The organism is Stenotrophomonas maltophilia, assembly GCF_001274595.1.
Classification (GTDB): Bacteria; Pseudomonadota; Gammaproteobacteria; order Xanthomonadales; family Xanthomonadaceae; genus Stenotrophomonas; species Stenotrophomonas forensis.
This window is the reverse complement of record NZ_CP011010.1, coordinates 1,315,898-1,341,996: the sequence shown is the minus strand read 5'-3', so window position 1 is coordinate 1,341,996 and position 26,099 is coordinate 1,315,898. Positions and strand designations below refer to the sequence as shown.

The following is a 26,099-nucleotide window of genomic DNA, read 5'->3' as shown; positions in this document are numbered from 1 at the left end:
AAGCGGGCTGGCCGAATGGATAGACAGTTGGCGGCGCTGTGGGATTTGTCGCAACTGGCAAACCAAACATGCAGAAAGCGACAGGTGATTAGCTTCCGTTTTGCCAGCCATGGGCTGGCACTACTGTGCAGCCCCTCCCCCGCGGCCATGGCGCTGCGCTACCGAAGCACAAACAAAAAAGCCCCGACCAGAAGCGGGGCTTTTCATTGCAACTGAAGCCGCAAGCAGAAATCGAACCTACGACTCGCCGCTTGGGAGTCGACATCAGCGGCTATTCACCCGCCTCGCGCATCAGGCGGTCCAGAGATGGAAACGACGAAATCAATGATCTCTTCGATCTCCAGGCCTCGTTGATTGGGCTCATCGTCAGCTCCCAAACCAGTCTCCAACAACTCCTGAACCAAGGCATTGATCAGCAACTCGCGATCAAGTTCAACCGGGTTTATAAAGCCTTCTTCAGACAACTGAAAGTTGTGCTTCGCTGCGATTTCAATCAACAGGGATTGCAGACGGGAGGAGATAGACCGTTTCATTTCACTTCACCTTCTGGTCTCTTCTTAGATACAAGGCATCACGGGCGCACAGAAGCACAAGTTGACGTACATCACATTCAAGGATAAAACTGCGCTCATCCGCTTTCAGGAAGCACGGAAAGCATCTTGCGTTGCTAGGGGGCAACCATGCGGAGAAGCGATGCTCACAACTGACGACATTGTGCCCTACTGTGGCGTGGTTCTAGCGCGCTCAGAGAAGCCCGGCGGCTTGATTCTTGTTGTGCAGAGGCTGAAGAAGCGAATCAGCCAGGCATTCCATGCACAATGGACAGCACATGACCAAGACTCCGCAGATGGGTCGAGTTACATCACGTGCTTCTTCTCATATCAACGCCCACCTCACTGGGCTCCTAGATCCCAGGTATTGGAGACGACCCATGCCTATTTCAGCGTAGGCCTTGTCAATGGGTATTTCATCTTTCACTGTTCAGACAATGACGTGAAGGATGAAATCCTTGATCTTCTAGATTCCGAGAATTTTGATGTAAGCAAGATCGCGCGTGACGTCCTGAACTACGCCTTCATTGAAGGAAGTACCGTCAAGACACTATGGCTGCACGGCATACACAATCGCACCGCTGTCAAGGCAGACAGCAAAGCAATAACTGGCTCCAACCTTGAGCTCGCACTAGACCCAAGCGGCGATCAAAGCTACTCGTACAATTCGCTACGAGGCAATGTAGAGCTGCTTCGCACGGAGCGGACATTCGGTGTAAACCTGACCGAATCCTACCTCTGGCTGTACCGGATGAACACATGGCCCGAGTTCCTGGCAGCATGTAACGCGCTCACTGAAATACTCCGAAAGGCAAAAGGAAAGGTTTCGAGCAAACCGCTTGAAATCGTATCTCACCCTATCAGTGAGACAGCCGCAATGAAGGGGCTATTCGATTTCAGCATAGTCGATAGCGAAAACCCGAGCGGCATTACCCTCGGCACAGGAAGGTCATCTCTACTGAGCAAGCTCAGGCAGGAATATGATTTCGAGCCTATTCATCAGATTACCCAAGACAACATCATCAGGCTGAAGGTTCACCATAGGAATAACGGACTCCGATCCTACCTCGGCGAGCTACACGCCGAGCCGACCCTTAATTCTGGAAAGCTTGGCTTCAACACGACCAAGGTTGGCGTCCAGCCACGGCAGAATGGAAAGCTTCAAGAGTTTGACCTGCCCCCTTTCTCAGGGCCACTAGCTACTTAGTAGAGTCCAGGTTGGGGAGCATACCGCTCCGGTGGGTCAGGTTTCGATCAGCGGTCGAACCAGTCAAGGCACCTTCGTTGCGCAGCGCGGCGGCGAACTCGGCAGGCGTGCATTTGGGCAGTGAGCTGTGCGGACGCACCTCGTTGTAGTCCTTGCGCCAGATGGCGATTACCGCCCGTGCGTGCTCGAGCGAGATAAACCAGTTTTCGTTCAAGCATTCGTCCCGGAACTTGCCGTTGAAGCTCTCCACATAGGCGTTCTGCGTGGGTTTCCCTGGCTGGGTCAGCACAAGCGTCACGCCGTTGGCGGTCGCCCACTGGTCCAGCGCCCGGCCGGTAAACTCGGGTCCCTGGTCGGTCCTGATCGCCGCGGGGTAGCCGCGGAAACGGCATACCGCATCCAGGATGTCGGCCACGTTCTGGCCATTTATCCTCCGGCCGACGGCGATTTCCACCGCTTCCTTGGTGCAATCGTCCACCACCGTCAGGCACTTGATCGGGCGCCCGTTGGCCAGGGCGTCGAAGACGAAGTCCATCGACCAGGTGTGGTTGGGCCCCGACGGCAGCTGCAGCGGACGGCGCTCGACGGCCACGCGATCGCGCTTGCGGCGCTTGCGCACCGCCAGGCCAGCGTTGCGGTACAGCCGGTAGATTCGCTTGTGGTTGGCGATCCAGCCCTCCCGTTCCAGCAGGATGTGCAGCCGTCGGTAGCCGAACCGGCGACGTTCGCCCGCCAACGCAACGAGCCTGGCCTGCAACGGCGCGTTCGCCATGCGCGGCTGGTAGTGCAACACGCTGCGTGACAAGCCCAGTGCCCGGCAGGCCCGCCGCTCCGACAGGCCCAGCTTCGCCCGCACGTCCGCGACGGCAGCCCGTCGCGTCGGCGGGCTCAGTATTTTCCCCGCGCCACGATCCTCAGCGCTTCGTTGTCCAACATCGACTCGGCCAACAGCTTTTTGAGCCGCGCGTTCTCCGCTTCCAGTGCCTTCAGGCGCTTGGCGTCGGGCACATCCATGCCGCCGAACTTGCGCCGCCACAGGTAGAACGACGCGTCACTGAAGCCGTGCTTGCGGCAAAGCTCCTTGACCGGCGTGCCGGCGGCCGCCTGCTTCAGGAAGCCGATGATCTGCTCTTCGGTGTATCGCTTCTTCATGTCCGTCCTCTTGTGAGACGGACTCTACTAAGATCAGGTTGGCCCGGAAAACGGGGGGCAGGTCAAGTTCGCCCGCATCTTCTCTCATGCACCACTACTGCAAGCGTGGTACGACAGCGGCCATTCGATCACGGGCGGAGCATGCTACGAAATAAGCTACAAGAACGCGCCCTTTAATGGAATGTACTGGGGAGACTTCTCCAACTTCGACCTGACTAAAGAGAAGCCGATCGCCCCGGCTACAGGCGCATTCCTATCTAATATTGGCACCTCAGGAGAAGACTCTTTGTTCTCTTGGGTTTACTTGGCAATATGCAGGGGATCAAAAGCGAAGCGTCTTTCTCACATAAGGATGAAATCGAGTAATGACTGGCTCCTTTGCGACGACGGATCCGGGGAAATATCCGATTTCCTCCATGCAACAACAATAGACAATCATCACCACCTAACATTGATTCATGTGAAAGCCGCAAACTCCGCCCAGCCCACGCGGTTGATTTCGGTATCCGCACATGACGTCGTTATCAACCAAGCCATAAAGAACATCAATCACCTTAACAAGGCAAACCTACTGGCAGCACTGAGCAATCGCATCGGCACGGCAAACACAAAGCCCGCCTGGACAGTCACAAACGGCGTGACAACGCACGCCAATGCCATCGGCTTTGTCAATGCGGTCGCGAAATGGAGCGCCGCGAGAATCAATGTCCACGTCGTTATTGTTCAGCCACATACGCTGCGCAAAGCGTTTCGAAATAAAGCCAGCACCAAGCCCCATTACCAACTATGCACGCTACTGAACAGCGCGGCTCACCAAGTCGCAGGTCTAGGCGGAACACTGACGGTAATCGGCGCCAGAACTTAACAGGTGCATTCAAGCGCAGCTGACCTGCCCCCCGTTTTCCGGGCCAACCTGATCTTAGTAGAGTCCGTCTCACAAGAGGACGGACATGAAGAAGCGATACACCGAAGAGCAGATCATCGGCTTCCTGAAGCAGGCGGCCGCCGGCACGCCGGTCAAGGAGCTTTGCCGCAAGCACGGCTTCAGTGACGCGTCGTTCTACCTGTGGCGGCGCAAGTTCGGCGGCATGGATGTGCCCGACGCCAAGCGCCTGAAGGCACTGGAAGCGGAGAACGCGCGGCTCAAAAAGCTGTTGGCCGAGTCGATGTTGGACAACGAAGCGCTGAGGATCGTGGCGCGGGGAAAATACTGAGCCCGCCGACGCGACGGGCTGCCGTCGCGGACGTGCGGGCGAAGCTGGGCCTGTCGGAGCGGCGGGCCTGCCGGGCACTGGGCTTGTCACGCAGCGTGTTGCACTACCAGCCGCGCATGGCGAACGCGCCGTTGCAGGCCAGGCTCGTTGCGTTGGCGGGCGAACGTCGCCGGTTCGGCTACCGACGGCTGCACATCCTGCTGGAACGGGAGGGCTGGATCGCCAACCACAAGCGAATCTACCGGCTGTACCGCAACGCTGGCCTGGCGGTGCGCAAGCGCCGCAAGCGCGATCGCGTGGCCGTCGAGCGCCGTCCGCTGCAGCTGCCGTCGGGGCCCAACCACACCTGGTCGATGGACTTCGTCTTCGACGCCCTGGCCAACGGGCGCCCGATCAAGTGCCTGACGGTGGTGGACGATTGCACCAAGGAAGCGGTGGAAATCGCCGTCGGCCGGAGGATAAATGGCCAGAACGTGGCCGACATCCTGGATGCGGTATGCCGTTTCCGCGGCTACCCCGCGGCGATCAGGACCGACCAGGGACCCGAGTTTACCGGCCGGGCGCTGGACCAGTGGGCGACCGCCAACGGCGTGACGCTTGTGCTGACCCAGCCAGGGAAACCCACGCAGAACGCCTATGTGGAGAGCTTCAACGGCAAGTTCCGGGACGAATGCTTGAACGAAAACTGGTTTATCTCGCTCGAGCACGCACGGGCGGTAATCGCCATCTGGCGCAAGGACTACAACGAGGTGCGTCCGCACAGCTCACTGCCCAAATGCACGCCTGCCGAGTTCGCCGCCGCGCTGCGCAACGAAGGTGCCTTGACTGGTTCGACCGCTGATCGAAACCTGACCCACCGGAGCGGTATGCTCCCCAACCTGGACTCTACTAAGTAGCTAGTGGCCCTGAGAAAGGGGGCAGGTCACAGCAGGCAACATGCCTCCGGAGTAGCAGCAATCAATTCAATGATCCGAACGAGTTCCGCGCGAACCTCTCATTCACCAAGGATAAGCCAGCTCTTCGCAAATGGGCTGAAGGCGCTTTCTTGAAATATGGATGGCCTGCCGAAAATCTTACTGACGACGACAAGAATTCGCTGATTGAAGGCCTGTGCCGCCAAGCACCATTGCGTAGTGACGCGCTTCAAGACGCTTATGATCGCAGTGTGGCCTCGTTTGGCGTTTACTGCTTCAGTCGAAATCCTCGCAGTCACCTCATGTGGGCTCACTACGCTCGCAGCCATAGGGGGATCTGTGTTCAGATTGACCCCGCCTATTGCCTTGGGGTCTTCGCAGGAACGCAGACAGTTGAGTACTCAAGTCAGCTCCCAAAAGTCACCTGGCCATCCACGGCTAACGAACTTTCTAGAGGATTCTTGCGAAAGTCAGAAGAATGGTCCTACGAGAAGGAGCTTCGCTATCTATCACATCGCCTCACTCGCTCTGGGCTGCCATTCGATGCAAGAGCTGTAACAGGCGTAATACTTGGCGAACGATTCTTTGATGAATCCAACGCGACCAATTGGTTGCGAGAGGCCCTATCCGAGCGCGAAGCACTCGGTCTTAGCTCACCCAAGCTGTATCAGGTTACTCGAAACTCTGCAGCATACTCATTGTCCTTGAGGCGCCTGCCTAAGGACGCAATCGCCACCTCATTGACTGATCGCCGTGCCTGAACTTCTGGGGCGACCGTTCACCAACCTTCCATCAGGCGAATCTCTCGTGCGTTTCTCGAGTGTCCATTGATAAGCCGTTTTGAAGCCAGGGCGCCGACTGCACTTGGCTAGAGCCGCGCGGACACGACCCACCCACAACGAGCAACATGGATGCCTTCCAATGATCAGCTCGCAGCGAACCTCTCACCAATCAAACAGTTCCAACGCCCGCCCAAACAAAAAGCCCCGACCAAGGCCGGGGCTTTTCATTACAACTGGTGCCGGAAACAGGAGTCGAACCTGCGACCTACGCATTACGAATGCGCCGCTCTACCAACTGAGCTATTCCGGCGGAGCCCGCGATTTTACGGGCTGGGCGCCCCGGCGGTCAATCCACCCGGCTCAGCCCGCCTCTAACCGGTTGGCGCAGGGCCGCCCGGCGGCGAAGTCGGCCAGGTTGCCCAGCGTGATCGCCGAGATCTCCTGCAGCGCCTCCACGGTGAAGAAGCCCTGGTGGCCGGTCACCAGCACGTTGGGGAAGGTCATCAGGCGCTGGAAGGCCTCGTCGTCGATGATCTCGCCGGACAGGTCCTGGAAGAACAACGCGCTTTCCTGTTCGTAGACGTCGATGGCCAGATGGCCGAGCCGGCGCGACTTCAGCGCGCGGATCACCGCATGGGTGTCCACCAGTGCGCCGCGTGAGGTGTTGACCAGCATCGCACCCGGCTTCATCCGCGCCAGCGAGGCGTCGTTGATCAGGTGCTGGGTGTCGGGTGTCAGCGGGCAGTGCAGCGAGACGATGTCGGCGCGCGCCAGCAGCTCATCCAACGCCACCATGTCTCCCACCCCGGCAAAAGCCGGCGACGGATACGGGTCGTGCCCCAGCACGGTACAGCCCATGCCCTTGAAGATGCGCGCGGTGGCCAGCCCGATCTTGCCGGTACCGACGATGCCGACGGTGCGGCCATGCAAGGTGCGGCCAAGCAGGCCATCGAGCATGAAGTTGCCTTCGCGCACCCGGTTGTAGGCGCGGTGGGTCTGGCGGTTGAGGGTCATCACCAGCGCCAGCGCGTGCTCGGCTACGGCTTCGGGCGAATAGGCCGGTACGCGCGCGACGAACAGGCCCAGTGCCTTCGCCGCAGCAAGATCCACGTTGTTGAAGCCCGCACAGCGCAACAGCACGGCACGCACGCCCAGTGCATGCAGCGCGTGCAGTACCGGCGCATCAAGCCGGTCATTGACGAACACGCAGACGGCGGCGCAGTCCTGTGCCAGCGCGGCGGTATGCACGTCCAGCGCAGCATCGAAGTAGACGAACGTGTACCCCTGCCCGTCCGCATCGCGCTGGTTGGCTTCGTCCAGGAAGCGGCGGTCGTAAGGGCGGGCGCTGAAGACGGCGATCTGCATGGAAGGACCTGGGTGGGATGCCCTGCCGACCATACCGCAGCCACGCGCCCGTGGGGATGGCACCGGCGATGCAGGCATCGCCGGTGCCGTGCTCACCTTAGAACCGGTAGCCCAAGCCAAGCATCACGCCGTTCTGGATCTGCCCGTCGCGGCGCTCGCCCACGTAGTCGGCCATGATCGACAGGCGTTCGCTGGCGCGGCTGGTCACGCCCAGGTTCCAGGCCAGTACCTGCTCACCCACGGCCTGGCTGCTGGCGCCGAACACCAGGTCCGGGGCGGCGGCGAATCCGGTGCTGTAGCGGGCCTGCGAATCGCCCAGTTCCTTCTGCCAGACCACGCGGGCGCGCGGGGTGATGCGCTCGCCGTTGTTGCCTTCGAAGGTCTTGAACAGCTGCAGGCCGGCGCCGACGCGGATGCTCTCCAGGCTGCCGCTGCGGCCAACCAGTGCACCCGCGCCCTGCCCTTCATTGAAGCGCGTGGCCGAGGTGCGCGCGTAGTCCACCACTGGCAGCAACGGCTGGATCACCAGCCCCGTGACGGTGGTGAACGAGAACGCGTGCTCGACCCGCGCGGAGATTGCATCGTTGTTGTACTTGGCGCGCAGCGGCTGCTGCAGACCATCGATGCCACTGATGCTGCGACGGGTGTCGTGGCGCAGGTCGGTGTAGCGCACCGCCGCCGACAGGTAGCCGCGCGAATAGGTCGCATCCAGGTAGCCGCCCACATCCAGCGCACGCACGTCACCGCTGAAGTCGGAGCCGTCGCGGCCCTTGGTCGACATGTCAGCGGCCGCCACGCTGACGCCGAGGGTGACGCGGTCATCGGCCACGCGGGTATCGGCACCGACCACGATGCCACCGATGTTGTGGCTGAGGCCGGCCACGCCGCCCTCCGCATCGATGCGGCCATGGCTGGCGAAGCCGCGCGCCCATATGCCACGGTTTCGGCCAGCATCACCGCCGCCCGCAGCACTGCCGGACGCCGGCTCGACCAGATGCATCGCCAGCTGATTGAACAGGCTGCCGTGGCGCATGCCCGGCTGGGCCGACACCGACTGCGCCGCCTGCGAAGCCAGGCCATCGGCATCGCCACCACTGCGCATCGCGGCCTGGTGCTGCTGCACCACGTTGCCGATGCTGCCGACCAGCGCGTTGTCGGCCAGCCGCAGGCTGGCATGCGCATCACCGCGCAGGGCACCGGCCTGCTGCGCGATCACATCACGGTCGGCGAACTGCAGCGCGCCCAGCAGTGACTTCAGGTTGCCGTCCTGGCGGGCGGAGGCGGTCGCCAGCGCGCGGCCCAGCCCGTCGCCGGAGGTAGCGTTGGCGAACAGGCCCAGCTGATCGAAGCCTGGGTTTGCGGTCAGCCACAGGCCGTCGGCGGTCTGCTTCACGTTGAAGCTCAGCAGCGAGTTGTGGCGCGGGCGGAACACATCGCCCGCGGTGATGCTGGCGCTGTAGCCGGTGTCGCCCAGGCGCACGACATCCTCGAAGCCGCCCTGGTAGATCGGGCCCTGCACCAGGTCACGGCGGAAATCCTGGCCGTAGTAGCCTTGCGCCACATTCAATTCGAGGAAGGCGCCCTTGGAGATCACCAGCGCGCCGTCGGTCGGTTCGTCATCGAAGAACGTGCCCACGCGCAGTCGGCCCGTGGCCGCGCCGCCGTTCTCGGTGACGTCGAACAGCAGCTTGCCGCCCGGCATGATGTTGACGTAGCCGTGGGTGACCAGGTCACCGCCGCGCGGCATCAGCGTGCCAAACACGCGCAGGCGGTTGAAGCCGTCCTCGCGCCAGGAGGGGCCGGAACCGCTGCCCAGTGCATCAAGATCCATCGCAGTGCCGGCCACGTCGCCATGGCCGACCAGCATGCCCGCGCCCAGCACGCGCACCTCCGACGCACGCAGCGCGCCGCCTTCCAGTGCGATGGTGCCGTTGTCGACCAGCATGAAGTCGGCGCCGGTGGTGGCGGCGGTGCGCCAGGTGGCACCGTTGCTCACGCGGATCACGCCCATGGCGTTGTCGAGCGTGGACACGTCCAGGTCGGCCAGGCGCAGCTTGGACAGCAGCAGCGCCTGGATGCCCGGATCGTTGAGGTAGTCCTGCACCGAATCCGGGCCGATGCCCTGCGGGCCACGGCTTGAAGCGTTGTAGATGCTCTGCGCCAGGTTGATGTAGCTGGACTGCCAGTTGGTGTTCCAGCGCGCGAAATCGTCGTCGACGAAAGTCTGCAGCTGGCGCCCGGTGCGCAGGTAACCGGGGTTGATGTCGCCGCTCACGTTCGCGCTCACGTTCAACGTGTCGCCAGGATCGCGATAGCCGTTCGCGGTGATGATGTTGTTGCTATGGATGTCCTGGCCCGGGAACGACTCCAGCTTGCTGCCGCTGCCATCCGGGTCGAAGGTGACCGAGGCGCCGGTGGTGCGCGCCGGGTCGCGGAACACCAGCAGGCCATTGGGCTGCACGACCTCGTACATGGCCTTGTGCAGCAGGCCCGCATCCATGCCGCCGCCGTAGTTGCCGGTGTAGATCTGGGTCATGCGCGGCGACGGCGTATAGATCACCTTGCCGCCGCTGCTGGCCGCGTGGATCTGCACCGAATCGACGATCGGCAGGTCGCCGGCCAGATAGCGCTGGACGCCACCGGACTGCATGATCGAGCACGACGAGATGCAGTGGCCGGACACGATGGTGTTCAGGCCGGCGGTGCGGATCACGCCCTGCAGCCACTCGCCGGCGATCAGCGCGCCGCCGTTGGAGGTGCGGAGCACCACTTCGCGGATCGGCCGGCCCTCGGCCTGTGCCTTGGCCAGCAATGCCGGCAACGACACCACGTCGGCGTAGGTCACCCCGCCACTGAGGAAGATGCGATCGCCCTGCAGGTGATAACTCATTGCCATGACGTCATCAGCAGCCGCGAGGGCGCCGACGCCGATCAGCCCGGCCAGGGCCAGGCTCAACTTCGAATGCTTCATACGTTCTCTCTCCACCCGCAACACGCGGGTAAGGGGTCAAACGTCAGAGCGGCGCGAACTCCCCCAGCCGACCCGCCGCGCAATGATGAATGCATTCACAATGAGAATGGGGTGCCGCACACTCTTCCCCATCCGGTCATCGTCGCGTAAAACTCGATGACGCATCCGCCAATGTCTGCCGAGGCCAGCCCTGTCCGCTCCGTCCCCCCTGATCCACCACGCGCCGGAGCCGCCGGTGCCAGCGGATGCCTTCATCGCGTTCGTACGCGAAGAACGCGCACCGTTGTGTGCGTTCCTGCGCACGCGGGGCGTCGGGCCGGAGGATGCGGAGGACATCGCGCAGGACTGCATGGAGCGGCTGATCCGCTATCGCGCACACGGCACCGACGAGCTGCGCCTGCTGCTGTATCGTATCGCCCGCAACCGCCTGGCGGATCGCGGCCGCTCTGCGCAGTCGCGACCACACCTGCCGTTGGCCGAGCATGATGGCAGCGACCTGCCCACCAGCCAGTCGCCCGATCCATTGCGCCAGGCCGAGTCCGGGCAGATGCTGTCCCTGCTTCGGCAGGCCCTTTTCAAACTGCCCGAGCGCGCGCGCGAGGTGTACCTGCTCAACCGGATCACCGGCATGAGCTATACGCAGATCGCGCGGCACTGTGGAATTACTGCCAAGACCGTGGAAAAACATATCGCCCGTGCCCTGCAGGGCCTGCGCCAGGAGTTGGGACCGGATCCGCTGCACAACGACAGGGATGTGGAATGAACAGCTACCGGCACACGGAAGACGCCTCGCTGTTTGAACGCGCCAGCGCCTGGGTGGCGCGGCTGGAAGCGCCGGACTGCACGCCGGCCGAACGCGAAACGTTCGAGGACTGGCTGGCCGAAAACCCGGCCCATGTGAAAGCGTGGGTGCAGGCCGAGAACCTGTTCCAGCAGGGCCAGGGCCTGGCGGCAGACCCCTGGCTGCGCACCGCTGCGGCCCGTGCGGCGCGACCGCCGCGCCGCCGCGGGTTGCCGGCGCTCGCCGCGGCCGCCGGCATCTGCCTGGCCATCGGCGTGGGCTGGATGCTGGCCGTGGACGGCAACCCCACGCCGCAGCGCTATGCCAATGACAGCCATGAAACACAGCGGCTGACCCTGGCCGACGGCAGCGTGGCCACGCTCGACGCGGGCACCACGCTGCACGCCCGTTTCGGCTGGCGCCATCGCGAGCTGGACCTTGAACGTGGGCGCCTGCAGCTGCAGGTCGCGCCGTCGAACAAGGCGCTGCAGCTGCGCGCCGGCACCAGCACGATCCGCGATATCGGCACGACCTTCCAGGTTGAGCGCCTGCGCGATGGCCTGGTGGAAGTCGCGCTGCTGGAAGGCGCGGTGGAAGTGAGCAATGGTGCGGCCCAGCACACCCTGGCACCGGGCCAGCAGCTGCAGGTGCTGCCCTCCGGGCGCATCCAGCCGGGCCCGGCGCTGTCGTCCACGGCGGCCGCCGAGGGCTGGCTGCAGGGACAGCTGGTATTCGACGCCACGCCGCTGTCGATCGTGGTCGAACGGATGAACCGCTATGGCCGCACACCGCTGGTGATTGCCGATCCGGAGATCAGCAACCTGGCGGTCAGTGGCACGTTCCGCGCAGGCGACGCACAGGAGTTGCTGTCCGCGCTGGAACTGGGCTGGTCCGTCGCTGGCCAGACGCGCCCGGATGGCGCGCTGGAACTGCGCCGCACGTACTGAGGGGGCCTGCAGTGATGGCAGGACCGGGCGCGCTGCAGTGGGGGCTGCTCCGCCCCCTGCTGTGCCTGGCGCTGTTGGCCACTGCACTGCCCGCGGCCACTGCCAGCGAATCGGCGGCCACGCAGGCCTACCGCATCGATGCCGGCCCATTGCCGTCGGCGTTGCAGCAGTGGGCCCGGCAGAGCGGCATCGCGCTGCTGTTCGACGCCCGTGAGCTGGCAGGACTGCACAGCGACGGCACGAACACCCGGACAGATCCCGCCACCGCCCTGAAGCAGCTGGTTGCCGGCATGCCGGTGACGATCCTGCGCACGCCTTCGGGTGGCTTCGTCGTGCGCCGCGTCGGTGCAGCCCCGATTGCCACAACACCCACGCCAAAGGCCGTGGTGGCTCCCCGCCACGATGCCCCCCGGCCGCCGCCGCAGGTGGAACTGGCACCGATCCACGTCACCGGCAGCCGCCTGCCACGCACCTCGGTGCAGACCACGCTGCCGGTCACCACGATCGATCGCGCGGACATCCTGCGCAGCGGCTACGGCAGCCTGTTCGACCTGCTGCGGCACCTGCCCGGCATGAACGGCCTGCCGGCGATGAGCAGTGCGCGCAGCGGTGACTCGCAGTACCTGCCGGTCGGTGCCGCAGCCACCACCAGCCTCGACGGCATGGGACCGCGCGCCACCCTGTTCCTGGTCAATGGCCGGCGCCTGCCGCGCTACCCGATGGTATCGCTGGAGCAGGGAGGGCTCACCGACCTGGGCGGCATTCCGCTCAGCTTCGTCGAACGCATCGAGCTGGTGCGTGGCGGTGCCTCGGCGATCTACGGCGCTGACGCCATGTCCGGCGTGGTCAACATCATCCTGCGCGACCAGGCCGATGGGCCGGAAGCCATGCTGCAGACCGGCCTGAGCAGCCGGGGCGACGCCGCGCAGTATCGCCTGCAGGCGGCCACCGGCGGCCTGCGCGGCAACGGCGATCGCTGGTTCGCCGGCGTCGACCTGCACCGTGTCGACCACCTGGCCGGCGACCGCCGCGACTGGCATGCGGAAACCTCGCAATACCTGATCGGTGCCTTCGGCGCTGGCCGCTACTGGCCTGCACGGCGCTGCGAAGGGCCGTTGAAGCGGCGCGATGGTGCCTGCTGGTTCGACAGTGCGCGCCCACGCTCGCTGCAGCCCGCTTCGGATACCGCGTCGGCCTACCTGCGCTATCGGCATGAACGTGGCGAAGGGCGCTACGCCTATGCCGAGGCCCGCGCCAGCCACAACCGCCAGCGCTTCGACCTCGGCCCCACCGCGGTTTCCCTCGCCCTGTACGGAATCACCTTCAACACCGTGCTGCGCGAAGCCGGCAACGTGCGCCCACACGTTCGCGCCACCGATGCTGACGTCACCTTCGGCATCGGCCGCGACCAGGGCCGGCGCAGCTGGGATGCCGGGCTCAGCGCACAGCGCAGTGATGTCAGCCTGTCCACGCCGGGCACCGTGCGGGCCACCCCGTTGATCGAGGCCGCGCAGTCACTTCGGTTCCTGCCCGGATTCGACATGCTGCCCAGCGGCGAAACGGCGTCCTGGTTCCCGATGATCCGCAACCGTGGCCTTACCGAACAATGGCAGGGCTGGTGGGGCATGCAGCGCGAACTCATGCCGTTGCCGGGAGGCAATGCGCAGCTGGCCACCGGCATCGACCTGCGCCATGAGCGCTGGACCTCGCACCCCGATGCGCTGCTGAGCCAGGGTGACCTGGCGCTGGGACTGCCGCAGCAGCAGCGCAGGCTGTCGCGGCAGAGTGGTGGCGCCTACGCCGAACTCGGCCTGCCACTGGCACCTGCGCTTCGCATGGACCTGGCCGCACGCTGGGACCGTGACGGTGACTACACCGCGGTCTCGCCACGGGCCGGCCTGCGCTGGACGCCGTCGCCGCAGTGGTCATTCCTGCTGGCCAGCGGGCGTGGCTACCGCGCCCCCAGCCTGTTCGAGCAGCGGCGCCCACCCGGCCAGTTCGGCACCCTCACCCTGCCCGCTTCGGATGCGCTGCCGCCGTGTGCGCAGAGCGCCGCGGATGGACGCTGCAGGGTGACCGCAGACGTGGAAGAAAACACCATGCTGAAAGCGGAGAGCTCGCGCAGCCATTCACTGGCCGCGACCTGGTCCCCGAATGATGCGTTCTCGCTGTCGCTGACCCACAACATCGTCGAGCTGCGCAACGAGATCCTCGCACTGCAGCCCAACGATGCGGTCTGGAACCGCGATACCTGGCAGCTGGACGAACAAGGCAGGCTGCGCAGCCTGCGCCTGTCCTTCGACAACATCGGCCGCACCACTTCGCGCAACTGGGTGCTGCGCGGCGAGTACCGCATCGACACCGGCAGCAACGGCCAATGGCTGTTCTCGCTGGATGCACTGAAACAGCAGGAACTGCGCCGCCAGCGCGACCACGAACCCGCGATCGACCTGCGCGGCCATGTGACGCCGGAGATGGCAGCGGTGCTGAACGTGCAGTGGCAGAACAGCCACTGGGACATCGCCCTGCGCGGCAACCAGGTCGGCCGCACCCGCGCCTGGCTGCCCGGTGCCGAGTGCCCGCAGGATCAGGTTGAACAGAACCACTGCATGAACCCCCGCCAGCTGCGCTGGAACCTGCACCTGGCACGCCGCCTTGGCCCGCGCATCGTTGCCGCGCTGGACGTGCACAACGTGCTCGACACACAACCGGTGAACTACCTGGTCGGCAATGGTGGGCAGATGCCCGGGCTGGACGATCCATTGGGCCGCTACTACCTGCTGACCCTGCAGTTCCGCTGAGCGCAACACCGGAAAAGGGGACGGAGGGGATTAAGTCGTTTCTGCCACGATGCCGAATAAGACTTAATCCCCTCCGTCCCCTTTTTGCTACTTCACCGAGCGGGCGATGGCGTATTGCGCGGCGTAGTAGGTGGACAGCACCAGCAGGCTGGCCAGCGGCAGGCCACCGGCGAAGCGGTCCCAGGCCAGCAGTGAATCGCTGGCGACGAACAGCACGGCACCGGCAGCGGCCCAGCGTGCGCTGCACGGTTCCGGCGCGGCCGCCTGAGGACGCACCCATGCGCGTGCGAGTGCCAGCACCGCCATCGAGGCCAGCACCACCACGTACGCCAGCACCGGGATGCGCATCGGCGCCGGCAGGTGCGGCCACAGGCCCAACACATTGAGTGCGGCGAACGCTCCCAGCAGCACGCTGGCAGCCACCAGACTGCGCCCGCCGCGCAGGCCATCGCGGAAGGCGGCGATGTAGCACAGGTGGGCCAGCAGGAACGCCACCAGGCCAGGCACGAACGCATCCATCGGCAGCATCAGCGCGATGTCGCCCACGCACGACATCAGCATGCCGGCCAGCACCGCGCGCCGGTAGAACGGTTGCGCAGGAGCGTGCACCTGCCAGGCGATGCCGGCGATCAGCAGCGTCGTGGCCGGCTTCGCCAGCCAGTGCAGCCAGCGTCCATCACCGTGCAGGTACGCGCCAATGATGGCCAGGATCGCCACCAGCAGGATCATGCCGTCGCGGGCGCGCGCTTTCATCGCGCCTTCCACAGCTCGGCCAGGCGATCAGGCGTGCCGGCGATGCGCTCCAGCACCGGGTACTGAAGGCCACCGTGGTAGTCGATGTTCATCGTATCGATGCGGTCGAACTGCTTGACCAGCAGCACGATCGGCGCCTTGTCCCTGGCCGCATCGGCCACGGCGTCCTTCAGCCGCTGGCTGCTGTACTCGCGGCCGCCGACGGCGATCACCTTCATGCCCGGCGCCAACCCTGCGTTGAATGCCGGGCTGTCCCAGATCACGTCACCCACCGTGCCGCTGTCGAGCACGGTCGCCCCGAGCGAGTAGGCCAGCAATGCGCCCTTGGCGCGCTTTTCCTGCGCCTTGTAGGCGGCGTTCGGGGTATCGCGGTAGACCAGCTTCCAGCCGGCCAGCGCCAGGCCACCGGTCAGCGGACCGTGCCCATCCAGGCGGCCGCGCAGGAACGTCGCCCAGTCGTACGGCGCGATGCCGTTCAAGGTCGTGACCACGTCGTCGAAGGTGTACGGATTGACGTCCCAGTCGCCATTGCCGACCCCGAAGAAGGCGCGCGCAAAGTCGTCCAGGCTGCGGCGGTTGCCGCTCAGTTCGCGCAGCTTGCCTTCCACTTCCAGCCACAACATCTGGCCACCGGAATAGTAGTCCTCGCTCATCTGGTAGTTGCGGTACGGCAACGTGCGACGCTGGGCGATGGTCGGGTCGTTGGTGGTGTCCTGCAAGGGCCGCCAGGCCAGGCCAGGACGGCCACGGTCATAAGTGGCGGCCACATTGGCCAGCATGTCGCGCGCCTGCTCGACCGACCACAATCCGGAACGCGCGGCCAATACCTGGCCCCAGAACTGGGTCTGGCCCTCGTACACCCACAGCAGGCTGTCGCCCATGGGAACGTTGAAGCTGGCGGTGGCCAGGTCGGCACCGCGGCGGTACTTGCCGTTCCACGAGTGGGTGTACTCGTGCGGCAGCAGGTCGCGCATCCACGCGCTCTTGTCCCACTCGGTGAAGTAACCCGGCTCGGCGCTGTTCTCGCTGGAACGGTGATGCTCCAGGCCGATGCCGCCGAGGCGGTCAGTCAGTGCCAGCAGGAACTCGTAGTGGTTGTAGTGGCGCGCGCCATAGAGCTTGTCGGCCTGCTGCACCAGCGCACGGTGGAGCTTGATCTGTGCGTCCGTCGGCTTCAGCGACTTGGCATCGTCGGCGAACACATTCAGGTGCACCGGCACCTTCGCGCCCGGGTCGAGGTCGATGCGCTGGTAGTGCTCGCCGGCGAACAACGGCGAATCGACCAGGTGGTCATAGGAAATCGGCTTGAACACCACGGTGTCACCGTCACGGCGCGCGGTTTCCAGCGCGGTGGCGAACGACCAGCCTTTGGGCAGGGTCACGCTGGCCTGCGCCTGCAGCTGGCGCGCATCGACGCCCGCCGGATACAGCGAATTGGCGTTCCACTGCAGGTTGAGCATTTCCGGGGTCATCACCACCCGGCCCTGGCTGCCGCCCTGCGAGGACAGGAAGTCGAAGTGGGCGACGATCTCGCTCACGCCTTCGGGCACGTCCACCTTGAACGCATAGACATTGAACTGATCGCGCTGCCAGGCCAGCGGCTTGCCGTTGGCGGTGACGCGCAGCCCGGCCAGCTTGTCGATCGGGCCGGTGGGCGAATGGTTGCCGGGAATCCACTGCGGATACAGCAGGGTCATCGGCCCGGGTTTGGCCGGCACGGTGGCGGTGACCTTGAAGATGCGGCGGGCCAGGTCACGCGCATCCACGTCGATGCGCAGCAGGCCGGGCGCTGCGGCATTGGCCGGCGGCGCGGCCTGCGCCAGCGCCAATGCAGGCGTGGCGGCCAGCGCGAACAGCAACGACATGGCCAAGGCTCGGGTTTTCATCGGGCAGCGTCCAACAGCGGAGAATTTCCCGATGCTAGGCCTGTGGGATGCGTGGCCCCATGGCCAAAGGTCATGGCCCGCGCGAACCCCGCCAGAAGCGGCAAAACCGGCAACAAGGCCGGGAGCAGCAGATCCGCGCCATGCGTGGATGGAATGCATCCAGAAGCAGTGCGAACCAAGGTTCGCACCCACCAGAGTCAGGCCCGGTCAGTCGACCAGGCGCAGGCGCAGTTCCTTCGGCAGCGCGAACACCATCGATTCCGGTTCGCCATCCAGCTCACCCACGCCGGTGGCCCCCAGCTCGGCCAGCCGCGCCAGCACGCCGTCAACCAGCACCTGCGGTGCAGAAGCACCTGCGGTGACGCCGATGTGCTGCTTGCCTGCCACCCACGCCGGGTCGATCTCGTGCGCGCCATCGATCAGGTAGCTCTCCACGCCTTCGCGACGGGCGAGCTCACTCAGTCGATTGGAATTGGAACTGTTCGGCGAGCCGACCACCAGCACCAGGTCGCAGCGCTTGGCCAGGTCGCGCACGGCGTCCTGGCGGTTCTGCGTGGCGTAGCAGATGTCGTCGTTCTTCGGGCCCTGCATCGCCGGGAAGCGCTCGCGCAGCGCATCGATGATGCCGCGCGTGTCATCCACCGACAGCGTGGTCTGGGTGGTGTAGGCGAAATTTTCCGGCTGGTTGATCTGCAGCGTGGCCACCTGCTCCACATCCTCGACCAGATAGATCTGGCCGGTGCCGGCCTCGCGGTTCCACTGGCCCATGGTGCCTTCCACTTCCGGGTGGCCGGCGTGGCCGATCAGCACCACGTCACGGCCGGCACGGCAGTGGCGGGCCACTTCGAAGTGGACCTTGGTCACCAGCGGACAGGTGGCGTCGAACACCTTCAGGCCACGGCGCTCGGCTTCCTGGCGCACCGCCTGCGAAACGCCATGCGCGCTGAAGATGACCGTGTTGTTGTCCGGCACTTCGTCCAGTTCCTCGACGAAGATCGCGCCGCGCTGCTTCAGGTCGTCGACCACGAAGCGGTTGTGCACCACTTCATGGCGGACGTAGATGGGCGCGCCCAGCGTTTCGATCGCGCGCTTGACGATCTCGATCGCACGATCGACACCGGCACAGAAACCACGCGGGTTGGCGAGCAGCACATCCATCAGTTCAATCTCCCGGCAGCGGCCGGCTTACGGTTTCGGATTGGCATTATCCGCCTTTTTGGCGGACTTGCCGTCGAACAGGCCAAACAGGGCGATGCCGATGGCCCCCACCACGATGGCCGAATCGGCGATGTTGAACGAGGGCCAGGTGTAGCTGCCCACGTACCACTGGATGAAATCGACCACGTGGCCGTGCACCTGGCGGTCGATCACGTTGCCGATGGCACCGCCGATGATCAGCGCATACGGCACCGCGGCCTTCCAGTTGCCGCGGGCGGTGCCGCGCAGCCACCAGGCCATCAGGCCGCTGATGGCGATCGCCAGCGCGGTGAAGAAGTACTTCTGCCAACCACCGGCGTCGCTCAGGAAACTGAACGCCGCACCGGTGTTGTAGGTGCGGTACCAGTTCCAGAAGCCGTCGATGACCACCACCGGCTGGAACTCGGGCAGGCTCGACAGCACCCAGGCCTTGGACCACTGGTCCAGGCCGATGATGGCCGCCGACAGCAGCAGCCAGACCAGGGCGTTGGGATGCGGGCGTGCAGTGCTCATCAGAACCAGCTCCGCAGTTCGCCGGCGCCGGTGATGTTGCTCACGCAGCGGCCGCACAGTTCGGGATGGTCGGCGTTGCTGCCGACATCGGCGCGGTGGTGCCAGCAGCGCACGCACTTGGCCTTGGTGGTCGGCTGGGCGCTGACGAACACTTCGTCGGTGGTTGCCGGGCGCACCTGCACGTCGCCGCTGATGAACAGGAAGCGCAGTTCATCGGCCAGCGGCTGCCACTTCGCGGCCTGCTCTTCGCTGGCGGCGATGGTGATCTCCGCTTCCAGCGCGGCACCGATCGCACCATTGGCACGCATTGGCTCCAGCACCTTGGCCACCTGCTCGCGCACGGCCAGCAGCTGGTCGAAGTCGGCGGCGTTGAGCTGGGCATCGGCCGGCAGCGGCGCCAGGCCGTCGTACCAGGTGGTGAACAGCACGTGCCCGGCACGTTCGCCCGGCAGGTAGCCCCACAGCTCGTCGGCGGTGAAGGTCAGGATCGGCGCCACCCAGCGGGTGAACGCTTCGGCGATGTGGTACATCGCGCTCTGTGCCGAACGGCGACCATGCGAGTCGGTCGGCATCGTGTACAGGCGGTCCTTGGTCACGTCCAGGTACAGCGAGCCCAGGTCCACGCTGCAGAAGTTCAGCAGCAGCTGCACGATTTCGGCCATGTTGTAGCCGTCGTAGGCTGCCTTGATCTTCTCCTGCAGCTCCCACGCGCGATGCACGATCCAGCGGTCCAGCGCGACCATCTGGTTGAGCGGTTGCAGGTGCTGGGCCGGATCGAAGCCATCCAGGTTGCCGAGCAGGAAGCGCGCGGTGTTGCGCAGGCGGCGGTAGGCATCGGCGTTGCGCTTGAGAATCTCCTGCGACAGCGACATCTCGTTGCTGTAGTCGGCCGAGGCGATCCACAGGCGCAGGATGTCCGCGCCCAGCTTGTTCATGATGTCCTGCGGCTCGATGCCGTTGCCCAGCGACTTGGACATCTTGCGGCCGTGCTCGTCCACGGTGAAACCGTGGGTGAGGCACTGCTTGTACGGGGCGCGCTTGTCGATCGCCACGCCGGTCAGCAGCGAGGACTGGAACCAGCCGCGGTGCTGGTCGGAGCCCTCCAGGTACAGGTCGGCCGGCTTGCCGAAGCCACGCGCGGCGAGCACGCCTTCATGGGTCACGCCCGAATCGAACCAGACGTCGAGGATGTCGGTGACCTTCTCGTAGTCGGCGGCTTCGGCGCCCAGCAGTTCGGAGGCATCCAGCGAGTACCACACGTCGATGCCCTCGGCCTCGACGCGGTCGGCGACCTGCTGCATCAGCTCGACCGAACGCGGATGGATCTCGCCGGTCTGGCGGTGGGTGAACAGGGCGATCGGCACGCCCCAGGTGCGCTGGCGCGAGATGGTCCAGTCCGGGCGACCGTCGACCATGCTCTGGATGCGCGCCTTGCCCCAGGCCGGGAACCAGCCGACGGTGTCGATGGCGGCCAGCGCATCGGTGCGCAGGTTGGCCTTGTCCATCGAGATGAACCACTGCGGGGTGGCGCGGAACACCACCGGCGTCTTGTGGCGCCAGCAGTGCGGGTAGCTGTGGCGGATCGGGTGGAAGGCCAGCAGCGAACCGTTGCCGCGCAGCACGCCGACGATGGCCTCCTGCGCCTTCCACAGGTGCTGGCCGGCCAGCACCACGTCACCGGCCGGCGGGGTCGATTCCAGGTACACGCCACGGCCGTCGATCGGGGTGACCTGACCGGCGTTGTACTTGTCCAGCAGGCCGTACTTCTGGCTGACCACGAAGTCTTCCTGGCCGTGGCCGGGCGCAGTGTGCACCGCACCGGTACCGTCCTCGTCGGAGACATGGTCGCCGTTGAGCACCAGGATTTCGCGCTCCGGGTAGAACGGATGCGCCAGCAGCTGGTTTTCCAGCGCCGCGCCGGTGGTTTCACCGTGCAGCACCACTTCATCCACGCCGTAGCGCTGCAGCGCGCGCTCGGCCAGCGCGGCGGCCAGCACCAGCCAGCGGCGCTTGCCGTTGTGGGCCGGGCCTTCGGCCAGCACGTAGTTGATCTCCGCGCCCAGCGAAACGGCCAGCGAGGCCGGCAGCGTCCACGGCGTGGTGGTCCAGATCGGCACGGCCACTTCGACGTCAGCCGGCACGCTCACGCCGAACGCCTGGCCGATGGCCTGCGCATCGCGCGCGGCGTAGGCCACGTCGATCGCCGGCGATTCCTTTTCCTGGTACTCGATCTCGGCTTCGGCCAGCGCCGAACCACAGTCGAAGCACCAGTACACGGGCTTGGCGCCACGCACCAGATGGCCGTTGGCCACGACCTTGGCCAGCGCGCGGATCTCGTTGGCTTCGAAGTCGAAGCTCAGGGTCTTGTACGGGTTGTCCCAGTCACCGGTCACGCCCAGGCGCTTGAAGTCCACGCGCTGGATGTTGATCTGCTCTTCGGCGAACTCACGGCACTTCTGCCGGAATTCAACCGCGTCGAGCTTGGTGCCGACCTTGCCCCACTTCTTCTCGACCGCGATCTCGATCGGCAGGCCGTGGCAGTCCCAGCCCGGCACGTAGGGCGCATCGAAGCCGGCCAGGTAGCGCGACTTGACGATGATGTCCTTCAGGATCTTGTTGACCGCGTGGCCGAGGTGGATGCGGCCGTTGGCGTACGGCGGGCCGTCGTGCAGCACGAACAGCGGGCGGCCGGCGGCGTTGTCGCGCAGCTGCTGGTAGAGCCCCTGCGCTTCCCACTGCGCCAGAATGCCCGGCTCGCGCTTGGGCAGGTCGCCGCGCATCGGGAATTCGGTGGCTGGCAGGTTCAGGGTGGTCTTGTAGTCCTGGCTCACGCAGTGGCTCGCAATCTATGTTCGGAAAGGATGGCGCGCGCCTGTTCGGCGTCGCGGTGCATCTGGTCGGTCAGTGCCGCCAGATCATTGAATTTCTCTTCGTCGCGCAGCTTGGCGACGAACTCCACGTCGATGTGGCGGCCATACAGGTCGCCCTGGAAATCGAACAGGTGCGCTTCCAGCAGCGGCTCCACGCCGTCCACCGTCGGCCGCGTGCCGAAGCTGGACACCGAGGGCCACGGCTGGTCGAACACGCCGTGCACCCAGGTCGCGTAGATGCCCGACAGCGCCGGGGTCTTCGGGAAGCGCAGGTTGGCGGTCGGGAAGCCCAGCGTGCGGCCGAGCTGGCGCCCGCGCACCACCCGCCCGCTGATCGCGTACGGACGGCCGAGCAGGTCGCCGGCACGGGCGAAGTCGCCGTCCTGCAGCAGCTGGCGGATGCGGGTGCTGGAAATGCGCTCGCCATGCAGGTCCACCGCTTCGATCTCGCCGGCGCTGAAGCCCAGTTCGGCGCCCATCTTCTGCAGCAGGGCCAGGTCGCCACGACGGCGGTTGCCGAAGCAGAACTCCGGGCCGATCCACACTTCGCGGGCGCCCAGCCGATGCACCAGCAGCCGCCGCACGAAGTCCTCGGCCGGCATGGCGGCCATCGCCGCGTCGAAACGCAGCAGGCCGATCGCATCGACGCCGAGCTCGCGCAGGATCTCGACCTTGCTGCGCGCCAGGGTCAGCCGCGGCGGCGGCGTGCCCTGGGCGAAGAATTCACGCGGCAGCGGCTCGAACGCCACGGCCACCGCGGCCACGCCCAAGGCGCGCGCGCGGGCGACCGCGTGGCGGACCAGCGCACGATGCCCCAGGTGGAGGCCGTCGAATGCACCGATACAGACCACGCTTCCGTTGGGGAACAGCTCCCCGCCCTCGACGCTTCTGAACAGCCTGCTCATCAACTCTCGTTCCGGCCCGACCGGGGCCGCCGCTTCAATGGTGTAACCCTGAAGTATAGCCGCCACGGGCCGCGATCAATGCCCGCGCAGGTCGCGCGGGCGGAAGCCCATCGCCACCATCGCCAGCGCATAGGTCGCACCACCGCCACCGACCAGCACCGCCAGGGCACCGATCCGCTCCCACACGCTCATCGCCGAGAAGCCCGGCAGCCAGTACAGCAGCGCCAGCAGCACGCCGACCATGGCCAGGCAGGCCAGCAGCAGGCGCAGCAGATAGCCGCCCCAGCCCGGGCGGCGCTGGTAGACATCGGTCTTGCCCAGCCAGTACCAGAGCAGGCCCAGGTTCAGGTAACTGGACAGCGCGCTGGCAATGCCCAGCGCCAGGTGCAGGCCCGGCTGCTTGCTGATGGCCGCCATCACGCCCTGCGCCTTCAGTTCGTCCGGCACCATCACCTGGTACAGCACGGCCAGCAGGGCGAAGTTGAACACCATGTTGGCCACCAGCGCGGCGATACCGGCGCGCACCGGGGTCTTGGTGTCCTGCCGCGCGTAGAACGCCGGCAGCACCACCTTCAGCAGGGCGAACGCCGGCAGGCCGAAGCTCAGGCCGTACACCGACAACGCGGTCATGCGGGTATCGAAGGCACTGAACTGGCCGTGCTGGAAGATGGTCGCGATCAGCGGCTCGGCCAGCAGCAGCAGGCCGAGCATGGCCGGCACCGAGATCAGCAGGGTCATGCGCAGGCCCCAGTCCAGCGAGCGCGAGAAGCCCTCGCGGTCGGTGCTGACGTGGTGGCGGGCCAGCGCCGGCAGGATCACCGTGCCCAGCGCCACGCCGAACACGCCCAGCGGCAGTTCCAGGAAGCGATCGGCCAACGACAGCCAGGACTGCGAGCCGTCGGTCAGCTTGGCCGCGATGACCGTGTCCAGCAGCAGGTTGATCTGCGCCACCGAGGAACCGAACAGGGTCGGCACCATCAGCGTCATCACCTTGCGCACGCCCGGATGGCTCCAGCCCCAGCGCGGCAGGGTCAGCAGGTTGATGCCCTTCAGTGACGGCAGCTGGAACAGCAGCTGCAGGATGCCGGCGGCCAGTACCGCCCAGCCCAGCGCCAGGATCTGCTTCTCCGGGGTGCCGCCCAGCCGCGGTGCCAGCCACAGCGCGCCGGCGATCATGCACAGGTTGAGGATGACCGGGGTCAGCGCCGGCATCGCAAAGCGCTGGAAGCTGTTCAGCGCGCCGCCGGCCAGGGCGGTGAGCGAGACGAACAGCAGGAACGGGAAGGTCAGGCGGAACAGGTCGACCAGCAGGCCCTGCTTGACCGGATCGGTATCAACGCCGCTTGAGAAGACCGAGGCCAGCTGCGGCGCGAAGATCAGCGCCAGAGCGGTGACCAGCATCAGCACCCCACCCAGGGTGCCGGCGGTGCGCGCCATCAGTTCGCGCAGCTCGGCATGACTGCGAGTTTCCTTCACTTCCGTGAACACCGGCACGAAAGCGGTGGCGAAAGACCCCTCGGCGAACAACCGGCGCAGGAAATTGGGTACCCTGAAGGCGACCCAGAAAGCATCAGTGATGGCGTTGGTGCCGAACGTGGTGGTCACCACGAAGTCCCGGACAAGTCCAAGGACGCGCGAGACCATGGTCATGCTGCTGAACGACAGCAGGCCCCGCAACAACTTGGGTGAACTCACTCAGCGTCCCTCTTGACAATCGACTTGACGTGCATTTCTTACGCCATCATACTAGCTAGCTTGCTGTTCCCATAACACCGATTTTTTCAGGAAACCACCACCGTGGCCAATATCAAGTCCGCCAAGAAGCGCGCCAAGCAGACCGTCGTGCGCAACGCGCGCAACGTGGCTCAGCGCTCGATGCTGCGCACCGCTGTCAAGAAAGTGATCAAGGCGCTGGACGCCAACGATGCCGCCGGCGCCGAAGCCGCCTTCGCCGTTGCCCAGCCGATCCTGGATCGCTTCAGCGCGCGTGGCCTGATCCACAAGAACAAGGCTGCTCGCCACAAGAGCCGCCTGAACGACCGCATCAAGGCCCTCAAGGCCGCCTGATCCGGCGTTGCCGCCTTGCCCTTCGGGGCTGGGCAGCAGACAAAAGCCCGGCCTCGGCCGGGTTTTTTGTTGCCTGCAATCCGGCAATGCCGGCCAGCGGCCGGCACTACCGGAAAACAAAAAACCCGGCCGAAGCCGGGCTTTTCGCATCGAACCACAACAGCATCACTGCGCGTTGCGGGCTTCCAGCTCGTCTTCCTTCTGGCGATCGAAGAACGCCATGATCCGGCTCATGATCGGGAAGGTACCTTCGCGACCCAGCGCCGACACCAGGAACCACGGCTCCTTCCAGCCCAGTTCGGCGACGATCTGCTCGGCCGCTGCCTTGGCCTCGTCCTCGAACATCAGGTCGGCCTTGTTCAGCACCAGCCAGCGCGGCTTGTTCAGCAGCTCCGGATCGTGCTTCTCCAGTTCGCGCTCGATCGCACGCACCTGCTCCACCGGAGAAATACCCTCCACGCCACCTTCCATCGGCGAGATGTCCACCAGGTGCAGCAGCAGGCGGGTGCGCTGCAGGTGGCGCAGGAACTGCGCACCAAGGCCGGCGCCATCCGCCGCGCCTTCGATCAGGCCCGGAATGTCGGCGATCACGAAGCTGCGGTAGTTCTCCACCTTCACCACACCCAGGTTCGGGTACAGCGTGGTGAACGGGTAATCGGCCACCTTCGGCGTTGCCGCCGAGACGGCGCGGATCAGGGTGCTCTTGCCGGCGTTGGGGAAGCCCAGCAGGCCAACGTCGGCCAGCAGCTTCAGCTCCAGCTTCAGCGTGCGCTCTTCGCCCGGCTCGCCCGGCAGCGCCTGGCGCGGCGAACGGTTGGTCGAGCTCTTGAAATGCATGTTGCCCAGGCCGCCGCGGCCGCCCTTGGCCACCAGCAGGCGGTCGTTGTGCTGGGTCAGGTCGCCGATGACTTCATCGGTGGCAACGTTGATGACCACGGTGCCGACCGGCACGGTGATGGTCAGGTCTTCACCGCCCTTGCCATAGGCCTGGCGGCCCATGCCGTTCTCGCCGCGCTGCGCCTTGAAGATGCGGTCATGGCGGAAGTCGACCAGGGTGTTCAGGTTTTCGTCGGCGCGGATGTACACGCTGCCGCCCGCACCGCCGTCGCCGCCGTCCGGGCCGCCGAGCGGAATGAACTTCTCGCGACGGAAGCCAATGCAGCCGTTGCCGCCGTTGCCGGCGAACACTTCGATTTCTGCTTCGTCTACCAGTTTCATTGTTT

The 26,099-nt window shown here is 65.3% G+C and carries 20 protein-coding genes and 1 tRNA gene; 8 read left to right on the top strand and 13 right to left on the bottom strand.

The features are described 5' to 3' along the window. Positions 1-275 precede the first annotated feature (275 nt). Positions 276-533 carry a hypothetical protein gene (locus VN11_RS06205; RefSeq protein ID WP_053449128.1) on the bottom strand — a complete coding sequence of 86 codons (258 nt, stop codon included), beginning with the start codon at positions 531-533 and terminating at the stop codon, positions 276-278. Between the two features lie 160 nt (positions 534-693). Between VN11_RS06205 and VN11_RS22185 the strand changes: the two genes are divergently transcribed. Next, the gene (locus VN11_RS22185; protein WP_187299799.1) at positions 694-1,758 is read left to right on the top strand and encodes a hypothetical protein; all 1,065 of its coding nucleotides are present in this window, start codon (positions 694-696) and stop codon (positions 1,756-1,758) included. Here VN11_RS22185 and VN11_RS06200 read toward each other — a convergent pair. Continuing rightward, a protein-coding gene (locus tag VN11_RS06200; RefSeq protein WP_086009122.1) for an IS3-like element ISPa39 family transposase occupies positions 1,751-2,910 on the bottom strand; the annotation gives its coding sequence in 2 pieces (ribosomal slippage) (positions 1,751-2,652 and positions 2,652-2,910; 1,161 coding nt in all). The two genes, VN11_RS22185 and VN11_RS06200, sit on opposite strands and share 8 nt — an antisense overlap. 181 nt (positions 2,911-3,091) lie before the next feature. Between VN11_RS06200 and VN11_RS22180 the strand changes: the two genes are divergently transcribed. The 3 genes from VN11_RS22180 (at position 3,092) to VN11_RS22955 (ending at position 5,799) form a co-directional block, all read left to right on the top strand. Further along, positions 3,092-3,775 carry a hypothetical protein gene (locus VN11_RS22180; protein WP_148564942.1) on the top strand — a complete coding sequence of 228 codons (684 nt, stop codon included), beginning with the start codon at positions 3,092-3,094 and terminating at the stop codon, positions 3,773-3,775. A gap of 85 nt (positions 3,776-3,860) precedes the next feature. Further along, a protein-coding gene (locus tag VN11_RS22175) for an IS3-like element ISPa39 family transposase (protein ID WP_086009122.1) occupies positions 3,861-5,020 on the top strand; the annotation gives its coding sequence in 2 pieces (ribosomal slippage) (positions 3,861-4,119 and positions 4,119-5,020; 1,161 coding nt in all). Positions 5,021-5,340: 320 nt separating this feature from the next. Further along, the gene (locus VN11_RS22955; RefSeq protein ID WP_080374881.1) at positions 5,341-5,799 is read left to right on the top strand and encodes a DUF2971 domain-containing protein; all 459 of its coding nucleotides are present in this window, start codon (positions 5,341-5,343) and stop codon (positions 5,797-5,799) included. 255 nt (positions 5,800-6,054) lie between these two features. Here VN11_RS22955 and VN11_RS06180 read toward each other — a convergent pair. From VN11_RS06180 to VN11_RS06170, 3 genes are all read right to left on the bottom strand, one after another. Next, positions 6,055-6,130, bottom strand: a tRNA-Thr gene (locus VN11_RS06180). A gap of 50 nt (positions 6,131-6,180) precedes the next feature. Next, positions 6,181-7,185: a 2-hydroxyacid dehydrogenase gene (locus VN11_RS06175; RefSeq protein WP_053449127.1), complete on the bottom strand. Its 1,005-nt coding sequence runs from the start codon at positions 7,183-7,185 to the stop codon at positions 6,181-6,183. Between the two features lie 97 nt (positions 7,186-7,282). Continuing rightward, on the bottom strand, positions 7,283-10,156 hold the full coding sequence (locus VN11_RS06170) for an autotransporter outer membrane beta-barrel domain-containing protein (protein ID WP_053449126.1): 2,874 nt from the start codon (positions 10,154-10,156) through the stop codon (positions 7,283-7,285). A gap of 235 nt (positions 10,157-10,391) precedes the next feature. On the opposite strand from VN11_RS06170, the gene VN11_RS06165 reads away from it, so the two are divergent. Genes VN11_RS06165 through VN11_RS06155 form a run of 3 tightly spaced genes read left to right on the top strand, consistent with a single transcriptional unit; the run spans position 10,392 to position 14,685 of the window. Next, entirely contained in the window at positions 10,392-10,919 is a 528-nt protein-coding gene (locus tag VN11_RS06165) for an RNA polymerase sigma factor (RefSeq protein ID WP_080374880.1), read from the top strand. Next, positions 10,916-11,884, top strand: coding sequence for a FecR family protein (locus VN11_RS06160; protein WP_053449125.1), 969 nt, complete (start codon positions 10,916-10,918; stop codon positions 11,882-11,884). The genes VN11_RS06165 and VN11_RS06160 overlap by 4 nt, the downstream gene beginning before the upstream one ends. A 14-nt stretch (positions 11,885-11,898) precedes the next feature. Then, positions 11,899-14,685, top strand: a complete 2,787-nt coding sequence (locus tag VN11_RS06155) for a TonB-dependent receptor plug domain-containing protein (RefSeq protein WP_053449124.1) — start codon at positions 11,899-11,901, stop codon at positions 14,683-14,685. Positions 14,686-14,772: 87 nt separating this feature from the next. Here VN11_RS06155 and VN11_RS06150 read toward each other — a convergent pair whose 3' ends face one another. The 7 genes from VN11_RS06150 to murJ form a co-directional block, all read right to left on the bottom strand. Then, positions 14,773-15,438 carry a lysoplasmalogenase gene (locus VN11_RS06150; protein ID WP_053449123.1) on the bottom strand — a complete coding sequence of 222 codons (666 nt, stop codon included), beginning with the start codon at positions 15,436-15,438 and terminating at the stop codon, positions 14,773-14,775. Beyond that, positions 15,435-17,324, bottom strand: coding sequence for a M61 family metallopeptidase (locus VN11_RS06145; RefSeq protein WP_053449122.1), 1,890 nt, complete (start codon positions 17,322-17,324; stop codon positions 15,435-15,437). The genes VN11_RS06150 and VN11_RS06145 overlap by 4 nt, the downstream gene beginning before the upstream one ends. Positions 17,325-17,531: 207 nt before the next feature. Beyond that, positions 17,532-18,482 (bottom strand): 4-hydroxy-3-methylbut-2-enyl diphosphate reductase, encoded by a 951-nt coding sequence (gene ispH, locus VN11_RS06140; RefSeq protein WP_005408565.1) that lies wholly within the window; start codon positions 18,480-18,482, stop codon positions 17,532-17,534. A gap of 27 nt (positions 18,483-18,509) precedes the next feature. Beyond that, positions 18,510-19,034: a signal peptidase II gene (gene lspA / locus VN11_RS06135; RefSeq protein WP_008266713.1), complete on the bottom strand. Its 525-nt coding sequence runs from the start codon at positions 19,032-19,034 to the stop codon at positions 18,510-18,512. Continuing rightward, the gene (gene ileS / locus VN11_RS06130; RefSeq protein ID WP_053449121.1) at positions 19,034-21,865 is read right to left on the bottom strand and encodes an isoleucine--tRNA ligase; all 2,832 of its coding nucleotides are present in this window, start codon (positions 21,863-21,865) and stop codon (positions 19,034-19,036) included. Before ileS ends, lspA begins: the two co-directional genes overlap by 1 nt. Then, positions 21,862-22,809 carry a bifunctional riboflavin kinase/FAD synthetase gene (locus VN11_RS06125; RefSeq protein ID WP_053449120.1) on the bottom strand — a complete coding sequence of 316 codons (948 nt, stop codon included), beginning with the start codon at positions 22,807-22,809 and terminating at the stop codon, positions 21,862-21,864. Before VN11_RS06125 ends, ileS begins: the two co-directional genes overlap by 4 nt. 75 nt (positions 22,810-22,884) lie before the next feature. Continuing rightward, a complete protein-coding gene (gene murJ / locus VN11_RS06120; RefSeq protein ID WP_148565009.1) occupies positions 22,885-24,489 on the bottom strand; it encodes a murein biosynthesis integral membrane protein MurJ in 1,605 nt (534 codons plus the stop codon). Between the two features lie 117 nt (positions 24,490-24,606). Between murJ and rpsT the strand changes: the two genes are divergently transcribed. Then, positions 24,607-24,876, top strand: coding sequence for a 30S ribosomal protein S20 (rpsT, locus tag VN11_RS06115; protein ID WP_005408560.1), 270 nt, complete (start codon positions 24,607-24,609; stop codon positions 24,874-24,876). A gap of 165 nt (positions 24,877-25,041) precedes the next feature. Here the strand turns inward: rpsT and cgtA are convergent, their stop codons facing one another. Further along, entirely contained in the window at positions 25,042-26,094 is a 1,053-nt protein-coding gene (gene cgtA / locus VN11_RS06110; RefSeq protein WP_006424789.1) for an Obg family GTPase CgtA, read from the bottom strand. Between the last annotated feature and the right edge of the window lie 5 nt (positions 26,095-26,099).